The sequence below is a fragment of the Streptomyces sp. NBC_01244 genome, from assembly GCF_035987325.1.
Classification (GTDB): domain Bacteria; phylum Actinomycetota; class Actinomycetes; order Streptomycetales; family Streptomycetaceae; genus Streptomyces.
In genome coordinates this window covers 7,532,197-7,548,200 of record NZ_CP108488.1, presented here as the reverse complement: position 1 = coordinate 7,548,200, position 16,004 = coordinate 7,532,197, and the positions used below count along the sequence as shown (strand labels likewise).

Below are 16,004 nucleotides of genomic sequence, written 5' to 3'. Positions count from 1 at the left end.
GGGCAGGACCCCGCTCACGGCGGAGGCCCGGGGCGGCACACCGCCCCGGGCCTCGGATCCGCTCGTCCCCGGTCAGCCGTAACGGCGCGGGGTCCAGGTCACCTTCGACCCGTCGGGCCGCTCCGTGACCTGGGTCTGCGAGGAACCGATCAGCAGGATCGTCCGCATGTCCACCTCGGACGGCTCCAGTTCGGCCAGCGTGACGATGCGGATCGACTGCTCCGGCCCGCCCACGTCGCGCGCCACGACCACCGGGGTCTGTGGTGCGCGCAGCTCCAGGAGCAGTTCGCGGGCCTGCGCCACCTGCCAAGTGCGGCTGCGCGAGCCCGGGTTGTACAGGGCCAGTACGAGATCGGCCGCGGCGGCCGCGCGCAGTCGTTCCGCGATGACCTCCCAGGGCTTGAGCCGGTCCGAGAGAGAGATGGTGGCGTAGTCGTGGCCGAGCGGGGCTCCGGCCGCGGCGGCCGCCGCGTTGGCGGCCGTCACCCCGGGCAGTACCCGTACGGGCACGTCCTTGTACTCGGGCTGCCCCGCGACCTCCAGGACGGCGGTGGCCATGGCGAAGACCCCGGGGTCGCCGCCGGAGACCACGGCCACGCGCTTGCCGCGCCGGGCGAGGTCGAGGGCGAACTCGGCGCGCTCCGACTCGACCTTGTTGTCCGAGCCGTGCCGGATCTGGCCCGGCTTGACCGGTACGCGGTCCAGGTACGTCGTGTATCCGACCAGCACCTCGGCGTCGGCCAGCACCCGCCGGGTCTCGGCGGTCAGCCACAGCGGCCCGGCCGGACCGGTGCCGACGACGGCGACCTCGCCGGGTCCGGACGGCACGCTACCGGGGTTCCCGATCCGGCTGGGCAGCACGGCGACGGCGAAGTAGGGGACGGAGTCGGGGTCGGTGTCCGCAAGGACGCCGGTCCGCTCGCCCTCCATCGTGGCGCGCTCCACGTAGCGCGCCTCGGCGAGCCGGCCGCTGTTCTCCATGGCTCGCCGGATGGCGGGGAAGGTGCGGCCGAGCTTCATCACGACCGCCGAGTCGGTGGCGGCCAGACGGGCCGTGAGCTCCTCCTCGGAGAGGGTGCCGGGCAGGATCGTCAGCACCTCCTCGCCCTCCACGAGCGGGGTGCCGAGCCGTGCGGCGGCGGCGCTCACCGAGGTCACCCCGGGAATCACCTCGGTCTCGTAGCGGTCGGAGAGCCGCTTGTGCATGTGCATGTACGAGCTGTAGAAGAGCGGGTCGCCCTCCGCGAGCACGGCGACGGTGCGGCCGGCGTCCAGGTGGACGGCGAGCCGGGCGGCGGAGGCCTCGTAGAACTCCTCCATCGCACCCTGGTAGCCGCCGGGGTGGTCGGTGGTCTCGGTGGTGACCGGGTAGACCAGCGGCTCCTCGATGTGGTCGGCGCGCAGGTGCTTCGCGGCGATGGAGCGGGCGATCGAGCGGCCGTGACGGGCGGAGTGGTACGCGACCACGTCGGCCTCCGCGATCACCTCGACGGCGCGCAGCGTCATCAGCGAGGGGTCGCCCGGCCCGAGCCCCACTCCGTAGAGTCGTCCGGTGCTCATTCGGCCACGCTCGCGATGGCGTTGACGGCGGCCGCGGCCATGGCGCTGCCGCCGCGCCGGCCACGCACGATCAAGTGGTCGAGCGCGGAGGGGTGTTCGGCGAGGGCGTCCTTGGACTCGGCGGCGCCGATGAACCCGACGGGGACCCCGATGACCGCGGCGGGGCGCGGGGCGCCCTCCTCGATCATCTCCAGCAGCCGGAAGAGCGCGGTCGGAGCGTTCCCCACGGCGATCACCGAACCCTCCAACAGGCCCCGGTCCCGCCAGACTTCGAGGGCGGCGGCGCTGCGCGTCGTGCCCATCTTCGCGGCGAGCTCCGGCACGGCCGGGTCGGAGAGGGTGCAGATCACCTGATTGTCGGCGGGCAGCCGCTTGCGGGTGACCCCGCTGGCGACCATCTGCACGTCGCACAGGATCGGCGCACCGGCCTCCAGGGCGGCGCGCGCCCGCAGGACGACCTCGGGCGAGTAGCCCAGGTCCCGGGTCAGGTCGGTCATCCCGCAGGCGTGAATCATGCGCACCGCGACCTGGGCGACCGAGGCGGGCAGCCCGGAAAGGTCCGCCTCGGCGCGGATCGTGGCAAAGGACTGGCGGTAGATCTCGGCGCCGTCCTTCTCGTACTCGAACACGGTGTACTCGCTCATTTCTTCACTGCGTCTTCGGACACTCGGGGTTGGCTGCGCGCGTCGGCGACGGCCTGGGCAAGTTCGTGGGACGGCACCGGGCGACCGTCGAGTTGGTACCCGTCGGGGGTGGCGACGAGGTCGACCCAGGCGGCGCCGCGCGGATGGCCGCACCGGCGCTCGCACCCGGACCAGTGCACGGGCGCGCCGGCCGGAGCCGCACCACCGGCGTCCACGACGGCCCGCGCGTCGGCGCGTACGTCGGACAGCGCCTTGGCGCAGCCCGGTCGTCCGGTACAGGCGGTGACGGATTCCCAGGGGCCGTCGGGCGCGACGGACAGTCCGGCGGCCACCAGCCGCGCGTAGCCGTCGACGGGCCGCCGGGTGCTCGCGCGGGGCAGCACGATGCTCCGCCACGGGGTGATCCGCAGTTCGCCGTCGTCTTCGCCGCTTCCACCGGCGACACGCACCAGCACCCGCCACTGGTCGGCGGTGAGCCGGCCCAGCGGGGGCAGGACGCACAGCGGCGTCCGGTCACCGGTGCCGGGCCCCCAGCGCCTGGGCGGCGGTGCGTAGGGCCAGGTCACCTCGGGAACGACGGCCGCCGTGATGCCGGCCGTCCCGAGCCGTACGGCGAACTCCCCGGCGTCCAGGGCGTGTACGGCGGGCAGTTCGGACACCCGCCAGGCGCGCGTGCCGGCGGCGTCAGCGGAGTCGAGGAAGTACTCGGCCGCGAGCAGCGCCGCCCGGGGCGCGTCGATGGCGTCCACCTCCACGGCGCCGGGGGCCGCGCCGAGCCGGACCAGTGCCCGGCCGCGTGGTGCGCCGAGCACGGTGACATCGGGGTCGAGCGCGGCGACGTCCCCGCGCCCGTCGTCGAGGGCGAACAGGAACCGTCCGGACAGGTCCGCGGCGCGGGTGCTCGCGCACAGCAGCCGGTCCAATTCCCCGACCCAGGGGGTCACATGGGGCCGCTCAGGCCCGCGGCGGCCCAGGATCCCCGACATCGGGGTCGCCACGATGTTCCGTACCCGCTCGTGGCCGGGGGCGGGCAGCAGCCCTGCCCCGTGCAGCAGCTCCGCCAGCCCCGCGCCGCAGCCTTCGGCGAGCCCGCGCAGCTGCACGTTCCCGCGCGAGGTGAGTTCCAGATGCCCGTCCCCGAACCGGTCGGCGGCGAGCGCCAGTACCGAGGCCTGCCGGCCGGTCAGCAGACCCCCCGGGATCCGGACCCGCGCCAGATACCCGTCGTCGGCGGCATGCAGGCGCAGCGCGCCGGGGCAGGCGTCGCCGCGATCCCGTATGACGGGTTCGTCCCGCGCTGTGGCGGAGGGGGGCGTGGGCATGGCGGCGAGCATACCCACGATTCTGCGCCCACCCCCTGTGTCGATCACCACCCCGAACCGGCCACCCGGGACCGAACCCGATCCCACCCGCACCCACCCCCTGCCGTCCCACCACCCGCACCTCCGCCCCCTTCCACCCGCCGTCCCGACCCTCCGGGCCCGACCATCCGGGCCCGATCACCGTCAGACCCCCCGGTCCCTCCCGGCCCACCGAATCCAGCCCACCGGGGTTTGGCACCCGGCACCCGCCCAATCCCACCCGGCCGGCGTTCGACACCCGACTCCCGCCGAATCCAGCCCCGCCGGCGTTTGAGGCGCGGGGCCCGGGGCAGAGCCCCGGCAGCGGCGCCGCACCCGACCACGCCGCCAGCACAGGCACGGCACCGGCACCGGCACCGGCCCAACCCCCGGCCCCGGCCCGAGACCCCCGCCCACCAGCCCCCTAAGATGAGTCCCAGGCGGCCAACAGGCCCGCCATCGCCGAGGACGGCGACATGGGAGGAAGCCCGGTGCGAATCCGGCGCGGTCCCGCCACTGTGAATCCGCGCGGCCCCGGCCGCACCGGATGAGTCAGGAACTCCCGCCGTCCTCACTGCCCGGGGCGCGGAAACCCCGAGGAAGGCCTGCCGCCGCATGATCCTGCTGCTGTCGACGTCCGACACCGATCTGCTCAGCGCCCGCGCAGCGAACGCGGGGGACGCTCCCGTCCCGTACCGGTTCGCGAACCCCTCCCGCCTTCCCCTCGACGACCTCCCCGGTCTCCTCGACGGCGTCACCCTGGTCGTCGTACGCCTCCTCGGCGGCCTGCGCGCCTGGCAGGACGGACTGGACCTGCTCCTGGCCCCCGGCCAGACCCGCCCGGTGGTCGTCCTGACCGGCGAACAGGCCCCCGACGCGCAGCTGATGGAAGCCTCGACCGTCCCGATCGGCATCGCCGCCGAGGCGCACGGCTACCTCGCCCACGGCGGCCCGGCCAACCTGGACCAGCTCGCCCGCTTCCTCTCCGACACCGTGCTGCTCACCGGCCACGGTTTCGAGCCCCCGGCGGCCTCCCCCACGTGGGGCCCGCTGGAGCGCACCCCGCAGCGCAACGAGGGACCCCGGATCGCGGTGCTCTACTACCGCGCGCACCAGATGAGCGGCAACACCGCCTTCGTGCACACCCTCTCCGAGGCGATCGAGGCCCACGGCGCGCAGGCTCTGCCCCTCTACGTCTCTTCCCTCCGCTCCCCGGAGCCGGAGCTGATCGAGCAGCTCGCGTCCGCCGACGCGATCGTCACCACCGTCCTGGCCGCCGGCGGCACCAAGCCCGCCACCGCCTCGGCCGGCGGTGACGACGAGTCCTGGGACGCCGGCGCCCTGGCCGCCCTCGGCGTGCCGATCCTGCAGGCCCTGTGCCTGACCGGCTCCCGGTCCGCCTGGGAGGAGAACGACGAGGGCCTGTCGCCCCTCGACGCCGCCACCCAGGTCGCCGTACCGGAGTTCGACGGCCGCCTGATCACCGTCCCGTTCTCCTTCAAGGAGCTGGACGAGGACGGCCTGCCCGCCTACGTCGCCGACCCCGAGCGGGCCGCCCGCGTGGCCGGCATCGCCGTGCGCCACGCGCGCCTGCGCCACATCGACCGCCGCGACAAGAAGATCGCCCTGGTCCTCTCCGCGTACCCCACCAAGCACTCCCGCATCGGCAACGCGGTCGGCCTGGACACCCCGGCCAGCGCCGTGGAGCTGCTGCGCACGCTCATCGCGGGCGGGTACGACTTCGGCCCCGTCGAGGACGTCCCGGGCCTGGTCTCCGGCGACGGCGACGAGCTGATCCGCGCCCTGATCGAGGCCGGCGGCCACGACCAGGACTGGCTCACCGAGGAGCAACTCGCCCGCAACCCGGTCCGCATCCCGGCGGCCGACTACAAGCGCTGGTTCGCCGAGCTCCCGGCCGATCTGCGCGAAAGCGTCGAGCGGCACTGGGGCGAGGCCCCGGGCAACATGTTCGTGGACCGCTCGGCCAATCCCGAGGGCGACATCGTGCTGGCCGCCCTGCGCCGCGCCAACCTGCTCATCCTCATCCAGCCGCCGCGCGGCTTCGGCGAGAACCCGATCGCGATCTACCACGACCCGGACCTGCCGCCCTCGCACCACTACCTGGCCGCGTACCGCTGGATCCAGGCCCGTGCCGAGGACGGCGGTTTCGGCGCCGACGCGATGATCCACCTGGGCAAGCACGGCAACCTGGAGTGGCTGCCGGGCAAGAACGCCGGCCTGTCGGCGTCCTGCGCCCCCGACGCCGCGCTCGGCGACCTGCCCCTCATCTACCCGTTCCTGGTCAACGACCCGGGCGAGGGCACCCAGGCCAAGCGCCGGGTGCACGCCACCCTGGTCGACCATCTGGTGCCGCCGATGGCGCGCGCGGAGTCGTACGGCGACATCGCGCGCCTGGAGCAGCACCTCGACGAGTACGCCCAGATCTCCGCGATGGACCCGGCGAAGCTGCCGGCCATCCGCGCCCAGATCTGGACCCTGATCCAGGCCGCGAAGCTGGACCACGACCTGGGTCTGGAGCAGCGTCCCGACGACGACGGCTTCGACGACTTCCTCCTGCACGTCGACGGCTGGCTGTGCGAGATCAAGGACGCCCAGATCCGCGACGGTCTGCACGTCCTGGGCGGCGCCCCGACCGGCGACGCCCGCGTCAACCTGGTCCTCGCCATCCTGCGCGCCCGCCAGATCTGGGGCGGTACGACGGCCCTGCCGGGTCTGCGCGAAGCGCTCGGCCTCGACGAGTCCGCGGCCACCCGCACCACCGCCGACGAGGCGGAGGAGACGGCCCGCGCGCTGGTCCAGGCGATGGAGGACGCGAACTGGGCCCCGGAGGCGGTGACTTCCGTGGCCGCCGGTCACTCGGCGGACGTGGCGGCCGTACTGGACTTCGCGGCCCGCGAGGTCGTCCCGCGCCTGGCCGGCACCACCGACGAGATCACCCACGTGGTCAGCGCCCTGGACGGCGCGTTCGTCCCGGCGGGCCCCTCCGGCTCCCCGCTGCGCGGTCTGGTCAACGTGCTGCCTACCGGCCGCAACTTCTACTCGGTGGACCCGAAGGCCGTCCCCTCGCGCCTCGCGTGGGAGACCGGCCAGGCCCTCGCCGATTCCCTCCTGACCCGCTACCGCACGGACAACGGCGAATGGCCGGCCTCCGTCGGCCTGTCCCTGTGGGGCACGAGCGCGATGCGCACCTCGGGCGACGACGTGGCCGAGGCCATGGCGCTGCTCGGTGTCCGCCCGGTCTGGGACGAGGCCTCGCGCCGCGTCACCGGCCTGGAGCCGATCCCGCTCGCCGAGCTCGGCCGGCCGCGCATCGATGTGACCCTGCGCATCTCGGGCTTCTTCCGCGACGCGTTCCCGCACGTCATCGGCCTGCTGGACGACGCCGTACGGCTGGCCGCCTCGCTGGAGGAGCCCGCGGAGGACAACTTCGTACGGGCCCACGCGCAGGCCGACCTGGCCGTGCACGGGGACGAGCGGCGGGCCACCACCCGTATCTTCGGCTCGCGCCCGGGCACGTACGGTGCGGGCATCCTGCAGCTGATCGACTCCCGCGACTGGCGCACCGACGCCGACCTCGCGGAGGTCTACACGGTGTGGGGCGGGTACGCGTACGGCCGGGGCCTGGAGGGGCGAGCGGCGCGCGAGGAGATGGAGACCGCCTACAAGCGGATCACGGTCGCGGCGAAGAACACCGACACCCGTGAGCACGACATCGCCGACTCCGACGACTACTTCCAGTACCACGGCGGCATGGTGGCCACCGTCCGCGCCCTGCGCGGCACGGCCCCCGAGGCGTACATCGGGGACTCGACCCGGCCCGAGACGGTCAAGACGCGCACGCTGGTCGAGGAGACCTCCCGCGTCTTCCGCGCCCGCGTCGTGAACCCGAAGTGGATCGAGGCGATGCGCCGCCACGGTTACAAGGGGGCCTTCGAGCTGGCGGCCACGGTCGACTACCTCTTCGGCTACGACGCCACGACCGGCGTGGTGGCCGACTGGATGTACGACAAGCTGACCGAGACGTACGTCCTGGACCCGGAGAACCGCGCCTTCCTGGAGGAGGCCAACCCCTGGGCCCTGCACGGGATCGCGGAGCGGCTGCTGGAGGCCGAGTCCCGCGGCATGTGGGAGAAGCCGGACCCGCAGGTCCTGGAGGCGCTGCGCCAGGTGTACCTGGACACGGAGGGCAACCTCGAAGGCGAAAGCGACTAACCGGGCACCGGCTGGATCAGACTGAGCCGCATGTGCCATTACTGCGGCTGCCGCGAGATCCCCCTGATCAAGGAGTTCATCGCCGAGCACGAGGCGGTGACGAACGCGGCCGGCGACGCCCTGCGCGCCCTGGACGCGGGGGACCTCCCGAGGGCGCGCGCCCTGGTCACGGAGATGACGGCCGTCCTGCTCGCCCACTGGAAGGGCGAGGAGGACGGCCTGTTCGCCGTCATGGAGCAGGACCCGGAGTACGCCCCGTACATCGCGGCGCTGGTCGGGGAGCACCGCGAGCTGGCGGCGTTCCTCGCCGGCGCCGACCTGGCGGACCCGGCGGACACGGCGGACACGGCGGCGCTGCGCCGGGCGGTGGAGGAGCTCCACCACCACATCGCCAAAGAGGAGGACGGCCTCTTCCCCGCGTCCCTCACCGCCCTGACGGGCGACGACTGGGACCTGTCCATCAAGGCCTGGCGCGCGGCCCACCCCGGCGGTGGCCTGAGGCCCGCCGGGTAGCCGGGGATCCCCGGTGATCCCCCGCCCGCTCCCGCTCGTTCCTACTTCGTGGTCTGGTTCAGCGCCACCAGGGCCTGCGCCCAGCGCGCGTACTTCAGCTGGCCGAAATCGGCGACGGTCTTCACGCCGAAGGCTTCGAGCAGCAGCTCGCCGTCCTTGTCGGTGACGCCCTTGAGCGCGGCCACCGGCGCCGCGAGCACCTCCGCGAGCGGCTTGTCGGCCCACGCCTTGTCCAGCACCTTGTCGAGGTCGATCGCCATGAGTCTCTCTCCCGGAACTCGAAAGTATGAACTGATGGCACAAATCTAGAACAATCAGACAAACATCTCAGGGTGCGACACCCCCTCGGCCGGGTGGGCCGGACACCCACCGGACCCCCACCGACCGGACCCCCACCCACCGGACCCCCCACCCCACCGGGGGCGGCCCGAAGGAAGGTCCAAAGGAGCAGCCCAAGGGGCGGGCAGCCCCCCTTGCCCCGGGCGATTCCACGTATAATCCGCCCCGTTCACCTTGTACTTCGCGTCGGATTTCGGAATCGAAAAGGCTGTGACCAAGAAATGAATTCACTGCGGGCGCTTCTCGACGGCGGGATTCCGCTGGTGGCCGTCAGCTTCGACGACAGCGAGACCGAGCCGCGCGCGCACGCCGCGAAGAGCGCCGGCGTCGATGTGGCCGAACTGCGCGTCGACCGGTACGCGGCGACCGATACCGCCCATGTCCTGGCGCAGGTGGACGCGTTCAAGACACTGCCCGTACTGGCCACCATCCGGTCCGCCCGCGAAGGCGGCGACTGGAAGGGCACCGAGGCGCAGCGGCTCGAACTGTTCCGCGCGCTCGCCCCTCAGGTCCAGGCCGTGGACATCGAGCTCTCCTCCGGGGAAATCCTGTCCGAGGTGATCGAGGCCGCCCACCGGCACGACACGGTGGCGCTCGTCTCCTATCACAATTTCGAATTCACCCCGGACACCGAGGAACTCCAGACCGTCATCGACGACGCGAAGGACGCCGGCGCCGATGTGGTCAAGGTGTCCACCATGGTCCGGTCCGAGGGCGACGTACGACGGCTGGCCTCGCTGCTGCTGCGCGCCGGAGCCGAGGACACCCGGCTGATCGTCATCGCCATGGGCGAGGCCGGTGCGGTCTCCCGCGTCTTCTTCCCCGCCCTCGGGTCGCGGATCACGTACTCCTTCTTCGGTGCCAGCTCCGCCCCGGGCCAGCTCGACTTCCCCGAGACCTTCGGCCTGCTGCGCAAGTTCTACCCGGCGTTCGACGAGCGGAAGTCCGCGGAGGGCTGAGCCCCCGCGCCGGGGAGGGGCGGCCCTCCCCGGCCGCCACCACAGCAGCCTCTCTACCGGCCCCCCGTCCCATCCGCCACAGAACGGCACACACGTCACCTGATGAAGTGAACTCCTCCTTATCCCACCGGCAACACGGGTAGTGCCCTGCTGATCTCGTGAGGAATCAACGAGACAGTCAGATGAAAGGCCCACCCTGCCGTGACGCAGCCGTTTCAACTGCCGGATTTCTATGTGCCTTATCCGGCACGACTGAACCCCCACCTGGAGGACGCCAGGGTCCACACCAAGAAGTGGGCCCGCGACTTCGGGATGCTGGAAGGTTCCGGCGTCTGGGAGGAGAGCGACCTCGACTCGCACGACTACGCCCTGCTCTGCTCGTACACCCACCCCGACTGCGGCAGCGAGGTGCTGTCCCTGGTCACCGACTGGTACGTGTGGGTGTTCTTCTTCGACGACCACTTCCTGGAGATGTTCAAGCGCTCCCAGGACCGCGCGGGCGCCAAGACCTATCTCGACCGGCTCGGCGCCTTCATGCCCATGGACCTGGCGGACGGGTTCCCCGAGGCCACCAATCCCGTCGAGGCCGGACTCGCCGACCTGTGGGCCCGTACCGTCCCGGCCATGTCGATGGACTGGCGGGAACGGTTCTCCCTGTCCACCAAGAACCTGCTCGACGAGTCGATGTGGGAGCTCGCCAACATCAACATCGGGCGGGTCTCCAACCCCCTCGAATACATCGAGATGCGCCGCAAGGTCGGCGGTGCGCCCTGGTCGGCCGGCCTCATCGAGTACGTCTCCGCAGAGGTTCCGGCCCGCGTCGCGCACTCCCGTCCCCTCGGCGTGCTGCGCGATGCCTTCTCCGACGCCGTGCACATCAGGAACGACATCTTCTCCTACCAGCGCGAGGTCTCCGAGGAGGGCGAACTCTCCAACGCCATCCTGGTGCTGGAGACCTTCCTCGACTGCAGCACCCAGGAGGCCGCCGAGGCCTCCAACGACCTCCTCACCTCCCGGCTCCAGCAGTTCGAGCAGACCGCGCTCGCCGAACTCCCCCAGCTCTTCGCCGACCACGCCATGAACCCGGCGGAGATCGGCGCCGTCCTCGCCTACGCCAAGGGGCTCCAGGACTGGCAGTCCGGCGGCCACGAGTGGCACATGGTCTCCAGCCGCTACATGAACAAGGAGGCCCGGGCCACCGCTCCGCTCACCCTGCCGTTCATGCCCTCGGGCCTCGGCACCACCGCACTCGACCTCCGCTCGATCCTCGCCCCCCGCGCCCTGGAACTGCGCAAACGATCCTTCACCCACGTCCCCTTCGAGCCCACCGGCCCGTCGGTCGTACCCGACGTCTACATGCCGTTCCCGCTGACCCTCAGCCCCCACCACGCCCGCGCCCGCGAGGAGTCCGTCGCCTGGGCCGGGGAGATGGGCCTGATCGATCCGCAGCCCGGCGACCCCGGCTCGGCGATCTGGAACGAGGAGAAGCTGCGCGGCTACGACTTCGCGCTCTGTTCCGCGGGCATCGACCCCGACGCCACCCCCGAGGCCCTGGCCCTCAACGCCTGCTGGCTGACCTGGGGCACGTACGGGGACGACTACTACCCGGTGGTCTTCGCCCAGTCCAAGAACCTGCCGGCCGCCAAGGCCACCACCGCGCGGCTCGTCGCCATGATCCCGGTGGACCACGCGGAGCAGCCGGTGGGGCTGACCGCGATGGAGCGCTCCCTCGGCGACCTGTGGGTGCGCACCAGCAAGGACATGACCCCCGAGGTCCGGGCCGAGTTCCGGGCCACCCTCGTGAGCATGCTGCAGAGCTGGCTGTGGGAGATGGAGAACCAGATCCAGAACCGCATCCCCGATCCGGTGGACTACGCGGAGATGCGCCGGCACACCTTCGGCTCGCACCTCACGATGTACCTGTGCCGGCTGGGCCAGGCGGGCCGGGGCATCCCCGACGACATCTACGCCTCGGGCACCATCCGCTCCCTGGAGAACGCGGCCGCCGACTCCGCGTGCCTGATGAACGACATCTTCTCGTACCAGAAGGAGGTGGAGGTCGAGGGCGAGGTGCACAACTACGTGCTCGTCACCCGCAACTTCTTCGACATCGGGTACGAGGAGGCGCTGCACATCTGCCACTCGCTGATGACCCAGCGCACCGAGGAGTTCGAGCACATCGTGGCCAACCAGCTGCCGCTGCTCTACGAGGACTGGAAGCTGGACGCCGGGGCCCGGGCCGGACTCGACGCGTACGTCGGCGAGTTGAAGGACTGGCTGGCCGGAATCCTGAACTGGCACGAGAAGACGGTCCGTTACCGCGAGGAGGACCTGCACCGCCTGGGTGACGGGATCTCCACCGGGGTCCTGAGCTCCGACTTCGGCATGTCGGCGGCCCGAATCTCCCTGCCCACCCGCTGAGCCGGGTCCGCTGCGGGGGCCGTCCTCCCCCGCAGCGGCCCCTTCAGAACTCGTCCGCCGTATGCGGCAGCAGCGCGGTGCGCAGCCCCGCGTCCAGGGCCGCCGCCGCGCCGGGCGTGTGCTCCACCACCAGCGCGGCCGCGGCCAGTTCGACGGCCCGGGTCCCGCCGAGGTAGCAGGCCGCGAGCTCCCGTACGTCCAGGGTCAGGTCCGGGTCCCGGCCCGCGGCGGGCTCGTACGCCGCCCCGTCCGGCCCGGCCTTCAGGAGGAACCGCCCCGCGTTCTCGGGCAGCCGTACGTCGGTCAGCTCGAGTACGAGTTCCACGGGCGCGGCCCACGACCGCCCGGTCAGTGCCGCCGCCACGTCGACCAGCCTCAGCCAGAGCGCCGGGAACACGGCGGTGACCCGGACCTGGTCCCGGTCGGCGGCGAAGTGCAGCAGCGGGTCGTCGGCCGGCCGGCCCCACGCGGTGACCCGGCCGGTGAGGTCGAGGGAGGCCACGCACTCCCACAGGGCGGCGGCGACCTGCGGGGTGTCGGCCTCCAGTTCGTCGACCCGGACCAGGCCGGGGGTCCGCGCGGCCCCGGTGTTCTCCGTGCTCGAATCGGGTTTCGTGCGGTAGAGGACGTAACCCGCGATCGGCTCGCCCGGTTCCCCCAGGACGATGATCCGGGGCGGGCTGAGCTCCTCGTCCTCTTCGTCCTGCTCGGTGAGCCACTCCTCGGTCCAGCGCCGGTCGCTGCGGGTGGGCCGCCCGGCCCGGACGGCGCGGGCCGCCTCGTGGTACGGGCCGACGACGGCGACGGCGTCCTTGGGGGCCTCGGGGTCCGCGGGGTCCGCGGGGGCGACCAGGCGCAGCGGCCGCCGGTCCGGCTCGATGCGCAGGGCCAGCGGCCGGGTGGAGTCGATCTCGATGGTGGCGCCCTGGGTGGCGCTGCCGTAGCCGAAGCGTCCGTAGATGGCGGCCTCGGAGGCCCACAGGGCGGCCACGGGGCTGCCGGCCTCCCCGGCCCTGCGCAGCATCTCGCCCATCAGGGCGGTCAGTACGCCGCGCCGCCGGTGGGTCGGGGCGACGGAGACGAAGGTGAGCCCGGGGCAGGGCAGGTCCGCCCCGGGCACGGAGAGCCGGAACGCGTGCGCGGCCATGAAGCCGACCATCGCGTCGCCGTCGTAGGCCCCGATCCGCGTGCAGTGGCTGAGCAGCTCGTGGTGCCGCTCGCGCCCCTCCTTCTCGGGACGGTCGTGGAAGACCAGGTACGCGAGCTCCAGAGCACGGTCGATGTCGGACTCGGGCACCTCGCGGATCTCCACCATGATCAGGAGACTAATCGGTCATGGCGGACCAGTCACTTCATAAGGGGTGGGTTCCCGCCAGGTCGGTCCGGGTCGGCGGGTTCCCGCCGAGCCGGTCCGGGTCAGCGCGCCGCGGGTCCCGTCCAGTCCGCCGGGACGTGCCCGAGCCGGACCCGCTGCGGGTGGTCGCCGACGGGTACGGACACCCGCTTGGTGCCGGTCGCGAAGTCGATGGCCGTGACCTGGTCGGCGCCGCTCTCGGAGATCACGCAGCCGGAGCCGTCGCCGTCGACGGTGGCCCAGTACGGCTTGGCGGCGGGTACGAGCGGCCCTTGCTCCAGGGTGGTCCGGTCCACGACGGTCACGTAGTCGTCCATGGTCCCCGCGATGCACAGCTTGGCCCCGTCCGGGCTCATGGACATGCCGTGGTGGCGGGAGTCGTTGACCCAGGTGGTGCGGTCGGTGCTGGTGGCGGGGTTCTCGGGGAGGGTCTTGATCCGGGTGATCCGGTCGGCGGCCACGTCGTACTCGACGAAGCCGTTGAAGAACGACACCTGGAAGTAGAGCTTCGACTCGTCCGGGGCGAAGGACATGGGCCGCACCGCGTCGGACAGGTCGGAGCGGCCGAAGGCGTCCAGGCGGGCCCGCATGTCGATCACCCGGACCGGGCGGAGGGTCTGCGCGTCGGCGACCGTGATCCTGCGGTCGCCCTTCGTCCAGTCCAGCCAGGGCGCGTCGAGGGCGGAGGTCACGTCACCGATGGAGCTGTTCCACAGGAAGCGGCCGTCCCGGGTGAAGGTGTTCTCGTGCGGCTTGTCACCGGTGGCGAAGGAGCCGGCCTGCCGGCCGCTGGCGATGTCGAGGACGTGCACGGTGTTGGCGGTGGAGGCCGAGACCGCCACGCGGGTGCCGTCCGGGGAGACCGCCATGTGGTCGGCGCGGTAACCGGCCACGGGGAAGCGCCAGTTGATCCGTCCGGTGCGGACGTCGATGGAGACGACGTCGGCGAAGCTGGGGCGGGAGGCGACGACGGCGGAACCGTCCGGCGTGGTGTACATGTCGTCCACGAACTGGTCGTGGCCCTCGCCCGCGGTGGCCCGGACGCCCAGGAAGTAGGCGAGCTTCACCGGGTTGAGGTAGATCTCCCGGAGCCGCTCATCCTTGTCCGGAATCATGTTGATCCGGCCCACCTTGGCCAGGTTCCCGGTGGAGGCGAGGACGTCGGCGGTGCCCTCCCAGTTGTTGCCCACGAACAGGACCTCGCGCGGGGCCGGGCCGGCGGCCCCGGCACCCGTCGGCAATCCGGCGCCCGCCGCGGGCGCGGGACCCGCCGCGAGGGCGGCCAGCGCCAGCGCGGCCACGGCCGCCAGGGCGGGCAGGGCACGGCGGTTACTCGATCGGCTGGCAGACATCCGGTCAACTCCGTTAAAGGGAGACGCTGTTACCGGCCGGTAAGATAGGCGGAACAACGAAAGGGCGCAACCCCCACGGGGTTGCGCCCTTTCCACACCGTGCTAAAGCCCGTCACCTCTTCAAGCGACGGAACCGATCCTGCTGATCACCGTGTTCGCGACGTCCGGGTGGATCGGGATGTGCGCACCGGTCAGGGCCGCGCCGGTGCCGCCGCGCCGGTTGGCGACGATCTCGGCGGCGATGGACAGCGCGGTCTCCTCCGGGGAGCGGGCCCCGAGGTCCAGGCCGATCGGGGAGCGCAGCCGGGCCAGTTCGAGCTCGGTCACGCCGACCTCGCGGAGCCGCTTGTTGCGGTCCTCGTGGGTGCGGCGGGAGCCCATGGCGCCGACGTAGGCGACGGGAAGCTTGAGGGCCAGTTCGAGGAGCGGGACATCGAACTTGGCGTCGTGCGTGAGGACGCACAGGACCGTCCGGCCGTCGACCGTACCGGCGGAGGCCTGCTCCTCCAGGTAACGGTGCGGCCAGTCGACCACGATCTCGTCCGCTTCGGGGAAACGGTTCTTCGTGGCGAACACGGGCCGGGCGTCGCACAGCGTCACCCGGTAGCCGAGGAACTTGCCGATCCGCACGAGGGCGGAGGCGAAGTCGATGGCCCCGAAGACGATCATCCGGGGCGGCGGGACACTGGACTCGACCAGCACCTTGAGCGGCTCTCCGCAGAGGCGACCGTCGGCCCCGATCTCCAGCACGCCGGTCTTGCCGGCGTCGAGCATGGCCCGCGCCTCGTCGGCGATGGCGCGGTCCAGCTCGGGGTGGCCGCCGAACCCGCCCTCGTAGGAGCCTTCGCCCCGGACGAGTACGGCGCGGCCCATGAGCTCGGCCGGGCCCTCGGCGATCCGGGCGACCGCCGCCGCCTCCCCGCGGGCGGCGGCGGCCAGCGAAGCCGCGAACACCTCCCGGGCGGGAGAGCCCACGGGGACCGGGGTCACCAGGATGTCGATGATTCCGCCGCAGGTCAGTCCGACGGCGAAGGCATCGTCATCGCTGTACCCGAAGCGCTCCTGGACGGTCTCGCCGTCCTCGAGCGCCTGCTGGCACAGCTCGTACACCGCACCCTCCACGCATCCGCCGGAGACCGAACCGATGGCCGTGCCGTCACTGTCGACGGCGAGGGCCGCTCCGGGCTGCCTGGGTGCGCTCCCGCCGACCGCCACGACTGTGGCGACGGCGAAATCGCGTCCCTGCTCGACCCACCGGCTCAACTCTTCGGCGATATCCAGCATGGGGG

The 16,004-nt window shown here is 72.2% G+C and carries 11 protein-coding genes and 1 riboswitch; of the genes, 4 read left to right on the top strand and 7 right to left on the bottom strand.

The genetic code is table 11. The features are described from left to right. Positions 1-72 precede the first annotated feature (72 nt). The 3 genes from OG247_RS33690 to OG247_RS33680 are packed head-to-tail and all read right to left on the bottom strand — an operon-like array spanning position 73 to position 3,526. Complete coding sequence (locus tag OG247_RS33690) at positions 73-1,560, bottom strand: precorrin-2 C(20)-methyltransferase (protein ID WP_327255733.1); 1,488 nt, start codon at positions 1,558-1,560, stop codon at positions 73-75. Continuing rightward, on the bottom strand, positions 1,557-2,204 hold the full coding sequence (locus OG247_RS33685; protein ID WP_243338785.1) for a precorrin-8X methylmutase: 648 nt from the start codon (positions 2,202-2,204) through the stop codon (positions 1,557-1,559). The genes OG247_RS33690 and OG247_RS33685 overlap by 4 nt, the downstream gene beginning before the upstream one ends. Continuing rightward, positions 2,201-3,526 (bottom strand): cobalamin biosynthesis protein CobG, encoded by a 1,326-nt coding sequence (locus OG247_RS33680; RefSeq protein ID WP_327255732.1) that lies wholly within the window; start codon positions 3,524-3,526, stop codon positions 2,201-2,203. Before OG247_RS33680 ends, OG247_RS33685 begins: the two co-directional genes overlap by 4 nt. Positions 3,527-4,003: 477 nt before the next feature. Then, positions 4,004-4,106, top strand: a riboswitch (cobalamin riboswitch). Positions 4,107-4,159: 53 nt separating this feature from the next. Between OG247_RS33680 and cobN the strand changes: the two genes are divergently transcribed. Then, positions 4,160-7,777, top strand: coding sequence for a cobaltochelatase subunit CobN (gene cobN / locus OG247_RS33675; protein ID WP_327255731.1), 3,618 nt, complete (start codon positions 4,160-4,162; stop codon positions 7,775-7,777). A 30-nt stretch (positions 7,778-7,807) separates the two neighbouring features. Continuing rightward, a complete protein-coding gene (locus tag OG247_RS33670; protein ID WP_327255730.1) occupies positions 7,808-8,290 on the top strand; it encodes a hemerythrin domain-containing protein in 483 nt (160 codons plus the stop codon). A gap of 41 nt (positions 8,291-8,331) precedes the next feature. On the opposite strand, the gene OG247_RS33665 is transcribed toward OG247_RS33670, so the two are convergent. Further along, positions 8,332-8,550 (bottom strand): hypothetical protein, encoded by a 219-nt coding sequence (locus OG247_RS33665; RefSeq protein WP_243338778.1) that lies wholly within the window; start codon positions 8,548-8,550, stop codon positions 8,332-8,334. Between the two features lie 300 nt (positions 8,551-8,850). Between OG247_RS33665 and aroD the strand changes: the two genes are divergently transcribed. Both aroD and OG247_RS33655 read left to right on the top strand, forming a co-directional pair. After that, complete coding sequence (gene aroD, locus OG247_RS33660) at positions 8,851-9,588, top strand: type I 3-dehydroquinate dehydratase (protein ID WP_327255729.1); 738 nt, start codon at positions 8,851-8,853, stop codon at positions 9,586-9,588. A gap of 201 nt (positions 9,589-9,789) precedes the next feature. Then, positions 9,790-12,009: a terpene synthase family protein gene (locus OG247_RS33655; protein WP_327255728.1), complete on the top strand. Its 2,220-nt coding sequence runs from the start codon at positions 9,790-9,792 to the stop codon at positions 12,007-12,009. A gap of 43 nt (positions 12,010-12,052) precedes the next feature. Here the strand turns inward: OG247_RS33655 and OG247_RS33650 are convergent, their stop codons facing one another. The 3 genes from OG247_RS33650 to OG247_RS33640 form a co-directional block, all read right to left on the bottom strand. Next, complete coding sequence (locus tag OG247_RS33650; RefSeq protein WP_327255726.1) at positions 12,053-13,324, bottom strand: GNAT family N-acetyltransferase; 1,272 nt, start codon at positions 13,322-13,324, stop codon at positions 12,053-12,055. A gap of 101 nt (positions 13,325-13,425) precedes the next feature. After that, a complete protein-coding gene (locus OG247_RS33645) occupies positions 13,426-14,715 on the bottom strand; it encodes a YncE family protein (RefSeq protein WP_327255724.1) in 1,290 nt (429 codons plus the stop codon). 120 nt (positions 14,716-14,835) lie between these two features. Then, positions 14,836-15,999 carry an XdhC family protein gene (locus tag OG247_RS33640; protein WP_327255723.1) on the bottom strand — a complete coding sequence of 388 codons (1,164 nt, stop codon included), beginning with the start codon at positions 15,997-15,999 and terminating at the stop codon, positions 14,836-14,838. Between the last annotated feature and the right edge of the window lie 5 nt (positions 16,000-16,004).

Coding starts and splice junctions, on each gene's coding strand:
- OG247_RS33690 (WP_327255733.1), bottom strand. CDS start 1,560: ATGAGCACCGGACGACTCTACGGAGTGGGGCTCGGGCCGGGCGACCCC.
- OG247_RS33685 (WP_243338785.1), bottom strand. CDS start 2,204: ATGAGCGAGTACACCGTGTTCGAGTACGAGAAGGACGGCGCCGAGATC.
- OG247_RS33680 (WP_327255732.1), bottom strand. CDS start 3,526: ATGCCCACGCCCCCCTCCGCCACAGCGCGGGACGAACCCGTCATACGG.
- cobN (WP_327255731.1), top strand. CDS start 4,160: ATGATCCTGCTGCTGTCGACGTCCGACACCGATCTGCTCAGCGCCCGC.
- OG247_RS33670 (WP_327255730.1), top strand. CDS start 7,808: ATGTGCCATTACTGCGGCTGCCGCGAGATCCCCCTGATCAAGGAGTTC.
- OG247_RS33665 (WP_243338778.1), bottom strand. CDS start 8,550: ATGGCGATCGACCTCGACAAGGTGCTGGACAAGGCGTGGGCCGACAAG.
- aroD (WP_327255729.1), top strand. CDS start 8,851: ATGAATTCACTGCGGGCGCTTCTCGACGGCGGGATTCCGCTGGTGGCC.
- OG247_RS33650 (WP_327255726.1), bottom strand. CDS start 13,324: ATGGTGGAGATCCGCGAGGTGCCCGAGTCCGACATCGACCGTGCTCTG.
- OG247_RS33645 (WP_327255724.1), bottom strand. CDS start 14,715: ATGTCTGCCAGCCGATCGAGTAACCGCCGTGCCCTGCCCGCCCTGGCG.
- OG247_RS33640 (WP_327255723.1), bottom strand. CDS start 15,999: ATGCTGGATATCGCCGAAGAGTTGAGCCGGTGGGTCGAGCAGGGACGC.